This is a genomic window from Phycicoccus sp. DTK01 (assembly GCF_017312765.1).
GTDB classification, from domain to species: domain Bacteria; phylum Actinomycetota; class Actinomycetes; order Actinomycetales; family Dermatophilaceae; genus Phycicoccus; species Phycicoccus jejuensis.
The window spans coordinates 629,164-645,297 of the sequence record NZ_BOPU01000002.1 but is presented as its reverse complement, the minus strand read 5'-3'; the positions used below and the strand labels follow the sequence as shown (position 1 = coordinate 645,297).

At 74.8% G+C, this 16,134-nt stretch carries 16 protein-coding genes; 2 read left to right on the top strand and 14 right to left on the bottom strand.

Annotation, left to right across the window (positions count from 1 at the left end; all coding sequences use genetic code 11):
• Positions 1 to 143 precede the first annotated feature (143 nt).
• From J3473_RS06810 to J3473_RS06745, 14 genes are all read right to left on the bottom strand, one after another.
• On the bottom strand, positions 144 to 1,691 hold the full coding sequence (locus J3473_RS06810) for an alpha/beta hydrolase (RefSeq protein ID WP_207022436.1): 1,548 nt from the start codon (positions 1,689 to 1,691) through the stop codon (positions 144 to 146).
• 79 nt (positions 1,692 to 1,770) lie between these two features.
• Positions 1,771 to 2,910 (bottom strand): DNA polymerase III subunit delta', encoded by a 1,140-nt coding sequence (locus tag J3473_RS06805; RefSeq protein ID WP_207022435.1) that lies wholly within the window; start codon positions 2,908 to 2,910, stop codon positions 1,771 to 1,773.
• Positions 2,907 to 3,560: a dTMP kinase gene (gene tmk, locus J3473_RS06800; protein ID WP_207022434.1), complete on the bottom strand. Its 654-nt coding sequence runs from the start codon at positions 3,558 to 3,560 to the stop codon at positions 2,907 to 2,909. The genes J3473_RS06805 and tmk overlap by 4 nt, the downstream gene beginning before the upstream one ends.
• Positions 3,561 to 3,604: 44 nt before the next feature.
• The gene (locus tag J3473_RS06795; RefSeq protein ID WP_030526585.1) at positions 3,605 to 4,237 is read right to left on the bottom strand and encodes a response regulator transcription factor; all 633 of its coding nucleotides are present in this window, start codon (positions 4,235 to 4,237) and stop codon (positions 3,605 to 3,607) included.
• A complete protein-coding gene (locus tag J3473_RS06790; RefSeq protein WP_207022433.1) occupies positions 4,234 to 5,598 on the bottom strand; it encodes a sensor histidine kinase in 1,365 nt (454 codons plus the stop codon). The genes J3473_RS06795 and J3473_RS06790 overlap by 4 nt, the downstream gene beginning before the upstream one ends.
• Positions 5,599 to 5,662: 64 nt before the next feature.
• Positions 5,663 to 6,271 (bottom strand): hypothetical protein, encoded by a 609-nt coding sequence (locus tag J3473_RS06785; protein ID WP_207022432.1) that lies wholly within the window; start codon positions 6,269 to 6,271, stop codon positions 5,663 to 5,665.
• 35 nt (positions 6,272 to 6,306) lie between these two features.
• Positions 6,307 to 6,705 carry a hypothetical protein gene (locus J3473_RS06780; RefSeq protein WP_207022431.1) on the bottom strand — a complete coding sequence of 133 codons (399 nt, stop codon included), beginning with the start codon at positions 6,703 to 6,705 and terminating at the stop codon, positions 6,307 to 6,309.
• Between the two features lie 197 nt (positions 6,706 to 6,902).
• On the bottom strand, positions 6,903 to 7,700 hold the full coding sequence (locus J3473_RS06775; protein WP_242525724.1) for a MerR family transcriptional regulator: 798 nt from the start codon (positions 7,698 to 7,700) through the stop codon (positions 6,903 to 6,905).
• Between the two features lie 55 nt (positions 7,701 to 7,755).
• Positions 7,756 to 8,187: a VOC family protein gene (locus tag J3473_RS06770; protein ID WP_030526580.1), complete on the bottom strand. Its 432-nt coding sequence runs from the start codon at positions 8,185 to 8,187 to the stop codon at positions 7,756 to 7,758.
• Positions 8,188 to 8,362: 175 nt separating this feature from the next.
• A complete protein-coding gene (locus J3473_RS06765) occupies positions 8,363 to 8,812 on the bottom strand; it encodes an SCP2 sterol-binding domain-containing protein (RefSeq protein WP_051750066.1) in 450 nt (149 codons plus the stop codon).
• A 182-nt stretch (positions 8,813 to 8,994) separates the two neighbouring features.
• On the bottom strand, positions 8,995 to 11,769 hold the full coding sequence (gene topA, locus J3473_RS06760; protein WP_207022430.1) for a type I DNA topoisomerase: 2,775 nt from the start codon (positions 11,767 to 11,769) through the stop codon (positions 8,995 to 8,997).
• 135 nt (positions 11,770 to 11,904) lie between these two features.
• Entirely contained in the window at positions 11,905 to 12,270 is a 366-nt protein-coding gene (locus J3473_RS06755; protein WP_207022429.1) for a hypothetical protein, read from the bottom strand.
• Positions 12,271 to 12,394: 124 nt separating this feature from the next.
• Positions 12,395 to 13,204, bottom strand: coding sequence for an ABC transporter permease (locus J3473_RS06750; RefSeq protein WP_207022428.1), 810 nt, complete (start codon positions 13,202 to 13,204; stop codon positions 12,395 to 12,397).
• Positions 13,201 to 14,094 carry an ATP-binding cassette domain-containing protein gene (locus J3473_RS06745; protein WP_207022427.1) on the bottom strand — a complete coding sequence of 298 codons (894 nt, stop codon included), beginning with the start codon at positions 14,092 to 14,094 and terminating at the stop codon, positions 13,201 to 13,203. Before J3473_RS06745 ends, J3473_RS06750 begins: the two co-directional genes overlap by 4 nt.
• A gap of 141 nt (positions 14,095 to 14,235) precedes the next feature.
• On the opposite strand from J3473_RS06745, the gene J3473_RS06740 reads away from it, so the two are divergent.
• Both J3473_RS06740 and J3473_RS06735 read left to right on the top strand, forming a co-directional pair.
• Complete coding sequence (locus J3473_RS06740) at positions 14,236 to 15,417, top strand: sensor histidine kinase (RefSeq protein WP_207022426.1); 1,182 nt, start codon at positions 14,236 to 14,238, stop codon at positions 15,415 to 15,417.
• A complete protein-coding gene (locus J3473_RS06735) occupies positions 15,414 to 16,082 on the top strand; it encodes a response regulator transcription factor (protein WP_030526573.1) in 669 nt (222 codons plus the stop codon). Before J3473_RS06740 ends, J3473_RS06735 begins: the two co-directional genes overlap by 4 nt.
• The last annotated feature ends 52 nt before the right edge of the window (positions 16,083 to 16,134 follow it).

Sequence of the window (16,134 nt, the reverse complement as noted above, 5' to 3'; positions counted from 1 at the left end):
GGACATCGGCGCGGCGATCGCGAATCGGCCCGTCGGACACCCCGCCCGAGCCGCTCCCCCGGGTGCCTCGAGCGCGTCCTACACCGCAGTACGTGTCGCTGGGACGACAGTTACTGCGGTGTAGCCCGCGACGAGGGCGCGGGTCAGCAGCGCAGGCCGTCCTTGGGCAGCTTGCCGTCGACGTACCAGCCGTCGACGGCGTCGTCGACGCAGGAGTTCGATCGGGTGTACGCCGTGTGCCCGTCGCCGTCGAAGGAGATGAGCGAGGCCTTGGCCAGCTGGTCGCGCAGGCGCACCGACCACTCGTACGGCGTCGCGGGGTCGCGGGTCGTGCCGATGACGACGATCGGCTCCGCGCCCTCGGCCCGGATCTCGTGCGGCTCGTTCGTCGGCTCGAACGGCCACGACCCGCACGGCAGCGAGCTCCACGCGAGGTAGCGACCCCACGTCGGCGCCTTCTCGGCGGCGGCGTCGGCGAGCGCCTGGTGCTCGGGGACGGAGTCGGACTCCGGCTTGTCGAGGCAGTTGACCGCGTAGATGACCTCCATGATGTTGCCCGCGTAGCCGCCGCCCGGGTTGCGGTCGGCGTACTGGTCGGCGAGCTGCATCAGGGCCGTGCCGTCACCGTCGACGGCGTCGGTCATCGCGTCGACGAGGGTCCGCCAGGCGCCCTGGTCGTACATCGCGGCGGCGATGCCGAGGGAGGCCCAGCCCTCCGTGAGCGCCGGCACCGAGCCGTCGCCGGTCTTCGGCAGCGGGGAGGCGTCGACGTCGGCGAGGAAGCCGCGCAGGCCCTCCATCACGGAGTCGACCGAGTCGCCGAGGGGGCAGTCGCCCTCCGAGACGCAGTACTGCGCCCACGCCCGCGTCGCGCGCTCGAAGCCCTCGGCCTGGCCGAGGTTGATCTCGGCGGAGGTGAGGTCGGGGGCGACGACGCCGTCGAGGACGAAGCGGCCCACCTGCTGCGGGAACAGCTCGGCGTACGTGGCCCCGAGGTACGTGCCGTACGACTTGCCCAGGTAGGTCAGCTTCTCCTCGCCGAGCGCGGCGCGCAGCACGTCCATGTCGCGCGCGGCGTCCTCGGTCGAGACGTGGGCGAGCAGCGGGCCGGCGTTCTTGGCGCAGGACGCGGCGAACCCGGCTGCGCCGGCGGAGAACTGCTGCTCCTCCGCGGCGTCGTCCGGCGTCGGGTCGGCCCCGAGGAACGCGTCGAGCCCGGCGTCGGAGAGGCAGTCGATCGGCGAGGAGCGGGCGACGCCGCGCGGGTCGAACCCCACGACGTCGTAGCGGTTGCGGACGTCCTTGCCGACGATGAAGTCCGCGGCACGCGCGTAGTCGACCCCCGAGCCGCCGGGGCCGCCCGGGTTGACGACGAGCGAGCCGAGCCGCTGGCCCGACTTCTTCGCCGGGACGCGCAGCACGGAGATCTCGATGGTCGCCCCGGTCGGCTGCGCGTAGTCGACGGGCACGGTCAGCTGGGCGCACTCGGCGCCGGAGCACCCCGTCCAGGCGAGCTGCTGGGAGTAGAACCGGTCCAGCCCCTGAGTGCCCGGGGGCGGTGACTGCGGGCTGACGGACACCGACGGGCGGGCGCTGCCCTGACCGCGCAGGCCGTCGACGACCGAGCATCCGGCGAGGGCGGTGGAGACGGCGACGGCGCCCGCGACGAGGGCGAGGCGGCGCGGGGTCATGGGCGCACCCTAGGCGAGCAGCATGGGAGCCTTCTCGCCGGGGAGGTCACGAATCGGCCGCAACCGCGCACGCGTCGGCTCAGCGGGGCAGCCGCAGGGAGAGCGCCATCGCCTCGAGCGCCAGCAGCGGCGCCACGTTGGCCCCGATGCGCTCGCGCGCCGTGCCGACGGCGTCCATCGCCCGGAGGAGCTGCTCGGGCGTGAACGCCTCGGCGACACGGGTGACGACGGCCCGGCTGTCCTCGTTGACGAGCGCGGCGCCGGCGCGGGTGCGGTGCACGAGCGCGTCGCGGTAGACCGACAGCAGGTCGACGAGGGCGCGGTCGACGACGTCGCGGGTGAAGCGCGTGGCGCGCGTCTTCTGCTCGCGCTCGAGCGCCGCGACCTGCGAGCGCACGTGCGGCGGCTGCGTGCGTGCGGTGGGGTCGGCGCCGAGCACCTCGAGCAGGCGGGCCCGCTCGGCGGCGTCGCGCTCCCCCGACGCCGCGGCCGACTCCTCCTGGGCGATGGTGACGATGTCCTGCGCCGCCCCGACGGCCTCGCCGACCGAGACGATCTTCCCGGCCATCGACACGACGTCGTGGCGGCGGATGCGGGCGTGCTCGTCGCGGGCGAGGCGGCGCGCGAGCCCGACGTGCGACTGTGCGGCGCGGGCGGCGTAGAGGGCCATCGAGTGGTCGACGCCGTCGCGGCGCACGAGGAGGTCGGCGACGGCCTCGACCGACGGCGTGCGCAGCCGCACGTGCCGCGAGCGCGAGCGGATCGTGATGATGACGTCCTCGACCGACGGCGCGCAGAGCATCCAGACGGTGCGCGGCGCGGGCTCCTCGAGGGCCTTGAGGAGGGCGTCGGCGGCGCGCTCGGTGAGCCGGTCGGCGTCCTCGACGACGATGACGCGGTAGCGACCGACGCTCGGCCGGTGGGCCGCGAGCTGGACGAGGTCGCGCGCCTGCTCGACCTTGATCGAGAGCCCCTCGGTGGCGATGACGTCGACGTCGGCGTGCGTGGCGTCGAGGGCGGTGCGGCACTCGCGGCACTCGCCGCAACCGCCCTGCGGGCAGAGCAGCGCGGCCGCGAACGCGCGCGCGGCGACCGACCGGCCCGACCCCGGCGGCCCGGTGAACAGCCACGCGTGGGTCATCGACGCCGGGTCCCGGACGGCCCGCTCGAGGACGGCGACCGCGGCCTCCTGGCCGATGACGTCGCGCCAGACGCTCACGGCGATGCCCCGTCGGCGGCGTCGAGGGCGTCGAGGGCACCGGTCGCGCGGACCCGGTCGAGGACGGACGCGTGGACCGCGTCGGGCGGCTGCGTCCCGTCGACGACGAGGTAGCGCTGGGGGTTGCCGCGCGCCATCGCGAGGAAGTGCTCGCGGATCGCGGCGTGGAAGGCGTCGGCCTCCGCCTCGAGCCGGTCGTGGACCTCGCCGCGGCGCCGGCGCCCCTCGGCGGGGTCGACGTCGACGACGACGGTGAGGTCCGGGACGAGGGCGTCGACGGCCCACATCTGCAGGTCGTGGACCTCGGCGGCCCCGAGGTCGCGCCCGGCCCCCTGGTAGGCGACCGAGGAGTCGGTGTAGCGGTCGGTGAGGACGACCTGCCCGGCGGCGAGGGCCGGCCGGATGACGAGGTCGACGTGGTGGGCCTTGTCGGCCGCGAAGAGCAGCGCCTCGGCGCGCGGCGAGACGTGGTCGCCGTGCAGGACGAGGTCGCGGATGGCCGCCCCGAGGTCGGTGCCCCCGGGCTGGCGGGTGACGAGGACCTCGCGGCCGTGGGCGCGCAGGGCCTCGGCGAGCAGCCGGACCTGTGTCGACTTGCCCGCCCCGTCGCCGCCCTCGAAGGCGATGAAGACCCCGTCCCGTGCGCTCACGCCGCGAGCCTAGGCCAGCGCCCCGACGGCCGTCCCCGCGCGGGTCAGGGGGTGGGCAGGTGGTCGCGCGCCCAGAGGGCCGCGCTGGTGCGGTCGACGACCCCGATCTCGCGGAACACGCGGCCGAGGTGCGCCTTGACGGTGCGCTCGGTGATGCCGAGGGCCCGTGCGATCTGCTTGTTGGCCAGGCCCTGCGAGACCAGCCGGAGCACCTCGGTCTCGCGCGGGGAGAGCCCGACGGCCTCGCCGTCGCGCACCGGGTCGCCGGTGGCGGGCAGGAGGGCGGCCGCGACCCGCGGGTCGATGGGGACGTGCCCCTGCGCGGCCGCGCGGACTGCCGCGACGAGGTCGGCCGGCTCGGAGTCCTTGAGGACGTACCCGATGGCCCCGGCGGCGAGGACCTCGCGGACGCGGTCGCGGTCGGAGAAGCTCGTGAGGACGAGGACGCGGGTGCCCGGGAGGGCGGCCAGCACCCCGCGGGTGCCCTCGACCCCGTCGAGCACGGGCATCGAGAGGTCCATGAGGACGACGTCGGGCTCGGTGCCGACCGCCGACTCGACCGCCTCGGCGCCGTCGCGGGCCTCGGCGACGACCGTGATGTCGGGCTCGGCGTCGAGGAGCGTGCGCACCCCGGCCCGGACCAGCTGGTGGTCGTCGGCCACGAGCACCCGGATCATGCGCGCACCCCCATCGGGCCGTCGAGGTCGAGGCGCCAGTGCGTCCCGGCGCCCAGCGAGCTGGCCACCCGCAGTGTCGCACCCGGGACCGACGCGGCGTCGGCGATCAGCGCGGTCCCGAGGTGCCCGGGCTCGGGGTCGGCGAGGACGGCCTCGACGTCGAAGCCGAGCCCGTCGTCGAGGACCTCGAGCTCGACCGTCCCGGGGCCGGTGCGGTGCAGCGACACGACGACCTCGGCCGGGCCCGCGTGGCGCGCGGCGTTGCGGACGCACTCCTGCGCGACGCGGTGGACGAGGCGCTGGGCGTCGGCGGTCAGGGCGAGCTCGGCCTCGGGGTCGGTGTCGAGCCGGACGACGACGCCGTCGGCCCGGACGGACGTCGCGAGGTCGGTCAGCGCGGCGACCACCCCGGCCCGCGACAGGCTCGGCGGGTGGAGGTCGACGAGCAGCGTGCGCAGCGAGCGGATGCTCGCGCGCACGGCGGTCGCGGCGGCGTCGAGGTCGCGGGCCAGCGCGCTCTCGCCGCGGGCCGCGGCCGTCGCGGAGGCACCCGAGACGGTGAACGAGGTGGCGGCGAGCTCCTGGACGGGGCCGTCGTGGAGCGTCGCGGCGATGCGCCGGCGCTCGACCTCCGAGGCGTCGACCGCCCGCTGGAGGAAGGCGACCTGGCGCGCCTCGGCGCTGCGGACCCGCTTGAGCAGGGCGAGCACGAGCGGGGTGACGATGAGGACGAAGAGTACGAGGCTGCTGGCCGTCACCCCGGCGAAGCCGCGCCACAGCTCGCCGGTGCGGCTGGCCACGGGGTCGTAGGAGACGTAGATCTCGAACAGCGCGGTCTGCCCGTCCGGCATCCACACCGGGCGGTACACCTCGACGAGCCGGTCGCCCCTCTCGAACTGGTTCTCGGACGCCCCCAGCTCGGACACGTCGGCCACCGTGGTGGGACCGTCGAGGGCCTCGCGCTGGTCGGCGTCCAGCGGGAAGGTCCGCCCCACGAGCTGGGGCTCGTCGGCCCACAGGACGTAGCCGTCGGGACGCCAGAGCTTGACCCGGACGACCGTCTCGCGGTCGAGGCTGCGCTCCAGGGTCGCCCCGAACGCGTCGGCGGCCGCAGGGTCGCCGGCCATCAGCTCCTCGGTCATCGCCGGCTGGACGACCGCCTCGGCGATGACCCCGGCCATCGAGGCGGCGTCGTTGACGGCCTCCCGCTCGGCGAGCTGCCGCGCCGCGAGGGAGCCGAGGACGCCGACGAGCAGGAGGGCGGCGAGGACACCGAGCGCGAGCTGGGCGAGGACCCGGCGCGGGTGCACGGGGCCGTCGTCGGCGTCGATCGCCGCGGGCCGGGAGACCGTGACCCACACCGGTTCCGGGCACGGAGCGCCCCCGGCCGGGGCAGGGACCTCGACCGGGGACGGGACCGTGGGATCAGTCGTCGGATCCGTGCCCACCCGAGTCCCCACCGTGGTCGTCGCCGGCGTCGTGGCCGGAACCGTCGTCGCCGCCGTGCCGCGAGCGGCCGGAGTCGTCCGAGCCGGAGTCGTCGGAGCCGTGGCCCGACGAGCCGCTGGAGGAGGAGTCGTCCGACCCGCTGTCGTCGGAGCCGCCCCGCGAGCTGCCGCTGGTCGAGCTGCTGCCGCTGGAGCTGCTGCCCCCCGAGCGCTGGTGGCCCGAGCGGTGGCCGGAGCTGCTCGAGTCGTCGCCCGACCGGGCGCGGTCGCCGCCGTGGTCGTCGTTCGCGTCGTGGCCGGCCGGGTCGTCGGAGGTGCCGCGCGGGCGGTCGCCGCCGTGGTCGTCGTTCGCGTCGTGGTCGGCCGGGTCGTCGGAGGTGCCGCGTGGGCGGTCACCGCCGTGGTCGTCGTTCGCGTCGTGGTCGGCCGGGTCGTCGGAGGTGGCCGACGGCGAGGGGCTCGAGGTGGCGCTCGAGGGCGCCCGGACGGGCAGCCGCTCGGCGAAGGAGGCGTTGCCGAGCACGCCCAGCAGGGCGGGGGTGACGGCCACGGCGGCTCCGAGGGTGATGAGGGCGATGCGTCGCACGGTCCTGGTCCTTTCGTGGAGTGTGACAGGTGGGGTCAGCCGGGGAAGACGACTCGGGCGGAGCAGGTCTGCCCGGCGTGCGTCGCGACGGCGGTGATGGTGTCGGTGCCGGCGCGGTTCGCGATCCGGCGGGCGACGGTGAAGGAGCCGCTCGGTGCGGCGGTGACCGCGGTGCCGGAGCCGACCTGGGTGCCGTTGTCGCGCAGGGTCCACGCCCAGCTCTGGCCGTTGCGGTTGGAGTCGACCTCGAGCTCGACCTGGACCCGGCCGTTGTCGGCCTTGGCCTTGAGCTTCCACGTGGCGCCCTGGCTGCAGGTGCCGGAGGCCTTGGAGGTGGGGGCCTTCGCGAAGGAGGCGGGGGCGGCGCCGGCGACGAGGGCTGCGGCGACCGCGGCGGTGGCGGCGACCCGGGACAGGGACTGCGTGCGGATCATGGGGTGCTCCTGGGGCTGAGGTGGGCCGCTCGTCGGCCCGATGACGAGAACGGTGCCCGTGACCGATGGACACCCACCATCGGGCTTTGGTCCTAGTACCTCCCCCGATGGCCTTCCCCGCTCGACGCAGCAGGACACGCCGCCGGCACCGGGGGTGCGGGCGGCGTGTCCTGTGCGCTCGAGGGGTGGGGCGGGCCTCAGCCGGCGGGGCGCTCGTGCCGGTCGGCGTTGGCGTGGATGGCGTCGCGCACGTACTGCGCGAGCCCCGGCGCCTGCTCCTCGTACGTGGCGGTGAACCGCGGGTCGGAGACGTACATGTCCCCGAGGCCGCGGTGGAAAGCGTGGTCGAGGTCGTAGAACCAGCGCTCGATCTGCACCCGGTGCGCCTCGGCGGCGTCCATCGCCCGCTGCGAGGTCGGCGGCTCGCCGGCCCGCATCGCGGCGACGAGCTCGGCGTTGACGGCGTCCTGCTCGGCCTTGACCGCCTCCCAGTCGGCCTTCGTGTAGCCGTCGGTGCGGCGCTTGGACTGCGCCCACTGGTCGGTCTCGCCCCAGCGCTCCTGCGCCTCCCGGGGGTAGTCGTCGCCGAAGGCGTCCCCGAAGAGCTCCTTGAGGTCCTCGGTCGTGGCGGGCTGCTCGGTCATCTCTCGCTCCAGTGCTCGGTCGATGGCGTGGACGAGCTCCTCGAGCTCGCCCAGCCGGGACACGACCACGGCGCGCTGGCGGCGCAGGTGCTCCGCCGCCGTCCCCTCGCCGTCGAGCAGGGCACGCACCTCGTCGAGGGGCAGGTCCAGCCGGCGGTAGGTGACGACGGTCGCGAGCCGGGCCAGGTCCGCGTCCGTGTAGAGGCGGTAGCCCGCGGGGGTGCGGCCGGAGGGGATGACGAGACCGATGGCGTCGTAGTGGTGCAGCGTGCGCACCGTGACGCCGAAGGTCTCGGCGACCTGCCCGACCGTCAGCTCCATCCCTGCAGTGTGCTGGCTCGTCGTGGTCATGGCACCACCGTGGGGCCTCACGTCGCGTGAGGGTCAAGCCGGTTCGGGCACGGGCTCAGGACAGCGGCGCGGTGAGCTCGAGGTTGACGTCGTCCGGGTCCTGGAAGGAGAGGATCGCGATGCCGGCGTCGGCCAGCTCGACGACCTCGCCGTGCGTGATGCCCGCGCCGTCGAGCTCCCGGGCGGCGCCGTCCAGGTCGGCGCGCGAGTCGACGGCGAAGCTCACGTGGTCGAGGCCGGTGACGTCGGAGCGGAAGGCCTGCGACCCGACCGGCCGCAGGCCGAAGAGCGTGCCCTGGGGGGTCTGGTAGACGACGCCGCCGTAGAACTTCTCGGGGGCGTCCTCGAGACCGGGCTCACCCTGGTGCTCGCGTGCGTCGACCGCCTTCGGCCAGCCGAAGACCCGGTCGTAGAAGTCGACCGAGCGCTCGATGTCGGTGACGGTGAGGCGGACGTGGGCGTAGCCGGAGCTCGTGACGAGGGACATACCCGCCACGCTACGTCGCGACGCCGCCGGGATCGCCCGCAGCGACGACGACGTCCTCGTCACTCGCGTATCGGGTCACCCAATACGGGCGCGCTTCACCCCGGAACGGTTCCCGGGTGAGGCGCAGGCGTATCGGGTCACCCGATACGTGTGGTGCGTCGGGGGCGGGCCGGCGTCAGGCCTTGGGGGTCTCGAACCAGTTCGCCAGGGCGGTCGCGAGGCCGAGGTCGCCGCGGGCCTTGATCTTCCCCATCATGAACATCATCGCCGGGTTGCCGGTCCCCGAGATGAGCTTGAGGAACTCGACCGGCCCGGCCATCAGCGAGAGGTCCGGCTCGGCGGTCGGCGCCTTCTCGACGGTGCACGTGCCGTGGTCGACGACGACGGCGTAGGTGTCGCTGGAGTCCCCCGGCCCGCCGGTGACCCGGAAGTCGATGCGCGCGGCGCGGTCACCGGCCTTGTCGGCCCGGAACTGCTCGGGGAAGCGGCCGAAGACGGCGTCGAGCATCGCGGTGCGGTGCTCGCCGGCGAAGGCGTCGCGGATCTCGCCGTCCGAGGCCCGCTTCACCGCCGCGACGAACTCGGCGGGCGAGGCGGTGGTCAGGGTCTGCGGGTCGAAGGCCATGCGTCGAACCTACTGGCCGGTAACTGCCGCCGCAATCGGGGTCGAGGGCGGACGCGGTCGCCGGGGCAGCCACCTGCGCACTCGACCTCGACGAGGGTGGAGCTGCAATCGGAGTCGAGGGCGGACGCGGTCGCCGGGGCAGCCGCTTCCGCACTCGACTCCGGAGACGAGGCGGGGCCGGGTCAGGCCTTCTTCGTCGCCGCCTTCTTCGTGGCGGTCTTCCTGGTCGCGGTCTTCTTCGTCGCGGCCTTCTTCGTCGTCGTCTTCTTGGCCGTCTTGCGCGCGGCCTTCTTGGCCGGACCCTTGGCCCGCTTGTCGGCGAGCAGCTCGTACCCGCGCTCGGGCGTGATCTTCTCGGGGTCGTCGTCCTTGCGCAGGGTCGCGTTGGTCTCGCCGTCGGTGACGTAGGGCCCGAACCGCCCGTCCTTGACGACGACCGGCTTGCCGGACACGGGGTCGGTGCCGAGCTCGGCGAGCGGCGGCTTGGCCGCGGCCCGCCCGCGCTGCTTGGGCTGGGCGTAGATCGCCAGCGCCTCCTCGAGCGTGATGTCGAACAGCTGCTGCTCGCTCGTCAGCGACCGCGAGTCGGTGCCCTTCTTGAGGTAGGGCCCGTAGCGCCCGTTCTGCGCCGTGATCTCGACGGTGCTGCCGTCCTCCTCGGTGCTCGTGCCGACGACGCGCGGCAGCGACAGCAGCCGCAGCGCCGTGTCGAGCTCGATCGTGCCGAGGTCCATGTCCTTGAAGAGCGAGGCGGTGCGCGGCTTGACCTTCGACTTCCCCTTGCCCTGCTCCTCCTCGGGCAGCACCTCGGTGACGTAGGGGCCGTAGCGGCCGGCCTTGGCGACGATGTCGCGCCCGGTGCCGGGGTCCTGGCCGAGGACGCGGCCGTCGTCCGCGGCGCGCTCGAGCAGCTCGCGGGCGATGGCCGGCGTCATCTCGTCGGGGGCTATGTCGTCGTTGATGGTCGCGCGACGCGGCTGTGCCGCAGCGGAGTCCGCGGCCGCGGCATCGGTGACCTCACCGGTCGACGGGTCCACGCCGGCGGGCACGACCTCCTCGACGTACGGCCCGTAGCGGCCGACGCGCACGACGACGCCGTCGCCGATGTCGATCGTCGAGATCGCCCGGGCGTCGATGTCGCCGAGGTCCTCGACGAGGGAACGCAGCCCCTCGGCCGAGCTCGCCTCGTCGCCGAAGTAGAAGCGGCGCAGCCAGGCCGCGCGCTGCTCGTCGCCGCGGGCGATGGCGTCGAGGTCCTCCTCCATCGAGGCGGTGAAGTCGTAGTCGACGAGCCGCCCGAAGTGCTCCTCCATGAGGCGGGTCACCGCGAACGCGAGCCACGACGGGACGAGCGCCGAGCCGCGGTTGGAGACGTAGCCACGGTCCTGGATGGTGCCGATCGTCGAGGCGTAGGTCGAGGGCCGGCCGATGCCACGCTCCTCCATCGCCTTGACGAGCGTCGCCTCGGTGTACCGGGCGGGCGGCGAGGTCTCGTGGCCGTTCGCCTCGGCGCGCTTGACGTCGAGGCGACGCCCGGCGCCGAGCTTGGGCAGGCGACGCTCGTCGTCGTCGCGGGTGCGGGCGTCGTCGCGCCCCTCCTCGTAGGCGGCGAGGAAGCCGCGGAAGGTGATGACGGTGCCGCTGGCGGACAGCTCGACCTCGCGGGCCGGGGCGCCGTCGCGCAGCGTCGCGGCGAGCCGCACCGACGCGGTCGAGCCGCGGGCGTCGGCCATCTGCGAGGCGACGGTGCGCATCCAGATCAGCTCGTAGAGGCGGAACTCCTCGCCGCGCAGCTCGCCGGCGACCTGGGCCGGGGTGCGGAAGCGGTCACCGGCCGGGCGGATGGCCTCGTGCGCCTCCTGCGCGTTCTTGACCTTCTTCTCGTAGCGGCGCGGGGCGTCGGGCACGGAGTCGCCCCCGTACATCTCGCGCGCCTGCTGCCGGGCGGCGGTCAGGGCGGTGTCGGACAGCGCGGTGCTGTCGGTCCGCATGTAGGTGATGTAGCCGTTCTCGTAGAGCCGCTGCGCCACCCGCATCGCGTTGCGGGAGTTGAGCCGCAGCTTGCGCGAGGCCTCCTGCTGGAGGGTGCTCGTCGTGAACGGGGCGCTCGGGCGGCGCGTGTACGGCTTCTCGGAGACCTCGGCGACGGTGACCTCGGCGGTGCGCAGTGCCTCGGCGATGCCGGTGGCGCGCTCCTCGTCGAGCTGCACGGAGCGCTCGCCCTTGAGGGTGCCGTCGTCGGCGAAGTCACGGCCGGTCGCGACGCGCTTGCCGTCGACCCCGGTGAGGCGCGCGGTGAAGAGGTCCTCGTCGGCGCCGGGCGTGACGTCGGCGTCGACGTCCCAGTACGAGGCGCGGACGAACGCCATCCGCTCGCGCTCGCGCTCGACGACGAGGCGGGTGGCGACGGACTGCACGCGGCCGGCGGACAGGCCGGCCTTGACCTTGCGCCAGAGCACGGGCGAGACCTCGTAGCCGTAGAGGCGGTCGAGGATGCGGCGGGTCTCCTGGGCGTCGACGAGCGCGACGTTGATGTCGCGGGTCTGGTTGGCGGCCCGCTGGATCGCCTCGCGGGTGATCTCGTGGAAGACCATCCGCTTGACCGGGACCTTGGGCTGGAGGGTCTCGAAGAGGTGCCACGCGATGGCCTCGCCCTCGCGGTCCTCATCAGTGGCCAGGTAGAGCTCGTCGGCGTTCTTCAGGAGGGCCTTGAGCTCGCGGACCTTCTTCTTCTTGTCCGCGTCGACGACGTAGTACGGGTCGAAGTCGTCGTCGACGTTGACCCCGAACTTGCCGAACGGGCCCTTCTTGATCTCCGCCGGCATCTCGCTCGGGGTCGGGATGTCACGGATGTGGCCGACCGAGGCCTCCACGTCCCAGTCGCTGCCGAGGTAGCCCGCGATGGTCTTCGCCTTCGCCGGGGACTCGACGATGACGAGCTTGCGTCCGGATGCCATGCCTCACACCTGCCTGTTCCGTCGGCCACGTGCAGCGGATTCGTCGCTGCTCGGACGTGGTGACGGCCCGACGGTAGCGCCCGCAGGCGTCCCGTCGCACACCCGGGTCACCGGCGGCGCGGCGCCGGTGAGGCGTCAGCAGTGGCTGCGGTGGCTGCGGTGCAGCTGCGCGAGGACGGCCGCGGCGGCGACGAGGCCGATGACGAGCGTCTGGACGGGGCTGGTGCCGGCGGTCGCCCAGCCCAGGGCCCAGAGCCCGGCGGCGACGACCACGAGCAGCGCGGGGATCCCGCGGCGGGGGGCGGTGCCGGCGCCGAGCGTGTAGGCCACGCAGGCCGCGACGGCGACGAGGACCGCGACGAGCGGCACGACGGAGGGCAGCCCCCGCAGCGTCACCGCGGCGGCGGACGAGGACGTGACCGCGACGAGGGCCAGCGCGAGGCCCCTCGTGACGTGCTCGGTGGTCGTGGACGGCGCGGGACGCTGCAGCTGGTCGGTCACGAGGTGCTCTTTCGGCGAGGCCGGGCCCCCTACAAGCCCGACCGGTACCCCTCACGCTAGGGCACGCGACGGGGGCGGCGCGGGTCGTTTCGCGGAAACCCGCGACGCGACCCGCGCCGACCTCTCAGGCGATCTCCTTGTGGGTCACCCGCCAGGTGCCGACGGCGAACGGCAGGACCACCCAGACGAGGACCGAGGTGCCCAGGTGCGCCCAGTCCTCGCCCTGCATCGTCCCGGCCATGAGCGGCTCGGTGACGAGCGAGAGGTCGACCCACGCGGTCACCCGCTGCGCCCCCTCGGTGAGCCCGCCGACGATGCTCAGGGCAACCGGCAGGACGAACGACGCGGCGATGGCCAGCGGCGTGTTGAGGAAGAGCAGCCCGAACCCGACGCCCTGCACGAGGAAGACCAGGAGCGCGAGCGCAAGCCCGAGGGCGAGCGCACCGGGCACGCGCCACTCGGTGGCCCCGTCCCGGACGAACGAGCCGACGAGCCGGGCCAGCGCCACCGCGGCGGCCGTCGTCGCGAGGACGACGAGGCCGAGGACGACGGACGCGAGCGCCTTGGCCGCCACGACCCGGCCGCGGTGGGGCTCGAGGGCGAAGGTCACGAGCCCGGTGCGCTGCGACCACTCGGCCGTGGCCGCCATGATGCCGAGGACCGGCAGGAGGACCGAGAGGGGCAGCGCGGCGAGCCCGAGCAGGCCCGCGTAGCCCGAGTCCTTCGCCGAGCCCCAGACGAGGAACGCGACGACGAGGGCGACGGCGATCCCGGCGGTCACACCGAGCAGCCAGCGGCCGGCCCGGGTGTCGACGAGCTTGCGGACCTCGACGCGGACGAGCCGCGCGAGCGGGACCCCGGGCCGCCCGGTGCGGCCCGGCGCCGGGGACGCGGCACGCGACGGCGCCTCGGGGGTGCGGGTCACGGTGCTCACGCCGCCACCTCCCGCGCGTCGTCGGCGGTCAGCCGCAGGAAGAGCTCCTCGAGGCCCTGCGCGCCGTGCGGGCGCAGGTCGGTGACGACCACCCCCGCGGCGAGCGCCGTGCGGCCCACCACGGCGGGCTCGACGTCGACGACCACCCCCTCGGGCGTCCGGGTCGCGTCGTGCCCGGCGGCCTCGAGGGCCGCGGCGAGCGCGGCGTCGTCCTCGGAGGAGACGCGGGTGCCCTCGCCGGCGACGAGCTCGGCGACCGCACCGCTGGCGACGACCCGGCCCCGGCCGATGACGACGACGTCGTCGGCGACGGCCTGCACCTCGTGGAGCAGGTGCGAGGAGAGCAGCACCGCGCCCCCGCGGTCGGCGAAGCCGCGCAGCAGGGTGCGCATCCAGTGGATGCCCTGGGGGTCGAGGCCGTTGGCGGGCTCGTCGAGGACGAGCACCTCCGGCTCGCCGAGGAAGGCCCCGGCGAGGCCGAGGCGCTGGCGCATCCCGAGGGAGTAGGTGCGCACGCGCCGGCCGGCCTCGTCGTCGCTCAGCCCGACGAGCCGCAGGACGTCGTCGACGCGGCTGCGCGGGACGCCGATCGTCAGCGCGGCGAGGACGAGCGCCTCGCGCCCGGTGCGGCCGGGGTGCTGGGCCGACGCGTCGAGCATGACGCCGACGCGGGAGCCCGGGTCGACGAGGTCGCGGTAGTCGCGACCGAGGACGGTGGCGCGCCCGCTCGTCGGCGGGGTGAGGCCGGTGAGCATCCGCATGACGGTGGACTTGCCGGCGCCGTTGGGGCCGAGGAAGCCGGTGACCGACCCCGCCCGGACCTCGAAGGTGACGCCGTCGACGGCCGTGACGCGGCCGTAGCGCTTGGTGAGGTTGTCGACGCTGATCATGGCTCCAGCCTCGGCGCGGGCCGGGGTGCGCCGCATCGCCCGGCGGTCTGCTCCGGGGTAGACCTCGGTCTACATCCGTGGCGGGCCGGGGTGGACCTCCGGCCGACGCGGCGACCGTCCGGCCGCTCCTAGAGTGGCCGGATGCCTCCTGCGACGCCCGTCCCCCGCCTCTCCTGGTGGGGCCACGCGTGGCGCGTCGTCGTCGTGCTGCTGGCGAGCCTCACCCTCTGGGTCCTCACGCTCGAGTCGCTCGAGGACGCCGGGTTCGAGGAGCACCCGCTGACCGTCTGGGTGCTCGTCGGCGACCCCGTGCTCTGCCTGCTCCTCGTCGTCCTCGTCGTCGTCGCGCGGCGTCGGCTGCCGCTGCCGGTCGCGCTCGCGACGGCCGCGCTCACCGCCGTCTCGCCGATGGCCTTCGGGCCGGCGACGCTGGCCCTCTGCTCGCTCGCCACCCGGCGCCGCCCTCGCGAGCTGCTCCTCGTCGGCGGCACCACCGTCGTGGCCGCGCTCGTCTTCGAGGCCGTGTACCCGGAACCGAGCCCGCTGCCCCTCTGGGCCGCCGGGCTGGTCGTGTCCCTCTTCGTCGCGGTCGTGCTCGCCGTCGGGTGGTCCGTGGGCACCGACCGCGACCACCTCGTCACCCTCCGGGACCGGGCCGAGACCAGCGAGCGGGAGCAGCAGGCCCGCGTCGCGGCGGCCCGGTCCGCCGAGCGGACCCGCATCGCCCGCGAGATGCACGACGTCCTCGCCCACCGCATCAGCCTCGTCGCGATGCACGCCGGTGCGCTGACCTACCGGACCGACCTGGCGCCCGAGCAGCAGGCGGAGGCCGCGCGCACCATCGAGGAGAACGCGCACCTGGCGCTGCGCGACCTGCGCGACGTCCTCGGGGTGCTGCGCGCCGACGCCGTCGACGCCACCCTCGCGCCGGAACGGCCGCAGCCGGGGCTCACCGACCTGCCCGACCTCGTCGCCGAGGCCCGGGCCGCCGGGACCCGCCTCACCTTCGAGGACCGGACCGAGGACGAGGTCCCGGCGACGACCGGCCGGACGGTCTACCGGCTCGTCCAGGAGGCGCTGACCAACGCGCGCAAGCACGCCCCCGGGTGCCCGGTCACCGTCTGGGTCGAGGGGCGGGCGGGGCGCGCGGTCGAGGTCGTCGTCAGCAACCCCGTGCCGCTGGGCGCCGGGGCGGCGCTGCCCGGGGCCGGGCTCGGGCTGCTCGGCCTCCACGAGCGCGTCGACCTCCTCGGCGGGGTGCTGCGGCACGGGCCGGAGGACGGCCGGTTCGTCGTGCGGGCCTCGCTACCGTGGGCGGCATGAGCACCGCCACCGTCCGGGTCGCCCTCGTCGACGACGACCCGCTGGTGCGCGCCGGCCTCACGATGATCCTCGGCGGCGACCCGGCGCTCGAGCTGGTCGGCGAGGCGGCGGACGGCGCCGACGCCGCGGACCTCGTGCGCCGCACGCGTCCCGACGTCGTCCTCATGGACATCCGGATGCCGCGGCGCGACGGCATCGCCGCGACGGGCGACCTGCTCGCGCTGCCCGACGCCCCGAAGGTGCTCGTCCTCACGACCTTCGACGCCGACGAGATGGTGCTGCGGGCGCTGCGGGTCGGCGCGCACGGCTTCCTCCTCAAGGACACGCCGCCGGCCCGCCTCGTCGAGGCCGTGCACGCGGTGGCGGCGGGCGAGCCGACCCTCTCGCCACGCGCGACGACCGCGCTCATCGCGGCGGTCGCCGGGCGCGACGGCGGGGACGTCGTGGAGCGCCGGCGCGCCGGGGCCCGACGGGCGCTCTCGGCCCTCACGGAGCGGGAGCGGGAGGTCGCGCTCGCTCTCGGGCGCGGGCAGACCAACCTCGAGATCGGCGGCGCCCTGCACCTGAGCGTCGCGACCGTCAAGGCGCACGTCGGGCGCATCCTCACCAAGCTCGGGCTCGAGAACCGCACGCAGGTCGCGATCCTCGTCCACGACGCGGAGTAGGGAACACCGGCGGGCGGCATGTGGTTGAATGTTCAACAACTTGTCCGAGGAG

Coding starts and splice junctions, on each gene's coding strand:
- J3473_RS06810 (WP_207022436.1), bottom strand. CDS start 1,691: ATGACCCCGCGCCGCCTCGCCCTCGTCGCGGGCGCCGTCGCCGTCTCC.
- J3473_RS06795 (WP_030526585.1), bottom strand. CDS start 4,237: ATGATCCGGGTGCTCGTGGCCGACGACCACCAGCTGGTCCGGGCCGGG.
- J3473_RS06780 (WP_207022431.1), bottom strand. CDS start 6,705: ATGATCCGCACGCAGTCCCTGTCCCGGGTCGCCGCCACCGCCGCGGTC.
- J3473_RS06775 (WP_242525724.1), bottom strand. CDS start 7,700: ATGACCACGACGAGCCAGCACACTGCAGGGATGGAGCTGACGGTCGGG.
- J3473_RS06770 (WP_030526580.1), bottom strand. CDS start 8,187: ATGTCCCTCGTCACGAGCTCCGGCTACGCCCACGTCCGCCTCACCGTC.
- J3473_RS06765 (WP_051750066.1), bottom strand. CDS start 8,812: ATGGCCTTCGACCCGCAGACCCTGACCACCGCCTCGCCCGCCGAGTTC.
- topA (WP_207022430.1), bottom strand. CDS start 11,769: ATGGCATCCGGACGCAAGCTCGTCATCGTCGAGTCCCCGGCGAAGGCG.
- J3473_RS06745 (WP_207022427.1), bottom strand. CDS start 14,094: ATGATCAGCGTCGACAACCTCACCAAGCGCTACGGCCGCGTCACGGCC.
- J3473_RS06740 (WP_207022426.1), top strand. CDS start 14,236: ATGCCTCCTGCGACGCCCGTCCCCCGCCTCTCCTGGTGGGGCCACGCG.
- J3473_RS06735 (WP_030526573.1), top strand. CDS start 15,414: ATGAGCACCGCCACCGTCCGGGTCGCCCTCGTCGACGACGACCCGCTG.